General features: G+C 68.6%; 1 pseudogene. It reads right to left on the bottom strand.

The features are described from left to right. A pseudogene (locus tag Z164_RS22905) lies at positions 1 to 660 on the bottom strand (beta strand repeat-containing protein); the annotation flags it as partial.

Below are 660 nucleotides of genomic sequence, written 5' to 3'. Positions count from 1 at the left end.
CGCCAGGTCCGTCGACAGCGTCGTCTTGAAGCTCGCCGTCTGGCTGCCGTTCTGAGGGCTCACCACCACGCTGTAGGTCCCGGCCACGCTGGCGTTGATGTTCAGGCCGCAGCCGCTGTTGCTCTGGTAGCAGGTCGCGCTCGTCAGCGCGCTGCCGTCCGGGCGGTAGACGTTGACGCTGACATAGGTACCCGTCGACACCACCAGGTCGCTGATGCCCAACCCCAGGCGCTGACCCTCGGAGGCCGCGAAGGTCAGGTATACGTTCTGGCCCGGCACCGTCGTGGCGTACTCCCCGCTCTCACCATCGATCGCCTCGCCACCGGTCGTTCCGCTCGCCAGCAATACCTGCGCCTGCAGCGTCTCGCCGTAGTACGGGTCCACGAAGATCTGGTACTCGCCCGTCTCCGGCAGGTTCGGCAGGTTCAGCGTTGCCGACCCGGCCGTGTTCGTGGTCGCCAGCTGCGTGCCGTTGGGACGATAGACCCGGTAGTACGATTGCCGCCCCGAAGGGGTTGTCGTCTGGCCCGCCACCTGCAGCGCCACCGTCTGGCCCGCCGTGCCCGCGAATGTCAGCCGCGCGTTCTGGCCCCGACGCGTCAGCGCCAGCGCCTGCACCGTGTCCAGCGGCAACGCCGCCGCCAGGTCCGTCGACAGCGT

This window comes from Luteimonas huabeiensis HB2 (genome assembly GCF_000559025.1).
GTDB classification, from domain to species: Bacteria; Pseudomonadota; Gammaproteobacteria; order Xanthomonadales; family Xanthomonadaceae; genus Luteimonas; species Luteimonas huabeiensis.
This window is presented reverse-complemented; position numbering and strand designations above follow the sequence as displayed.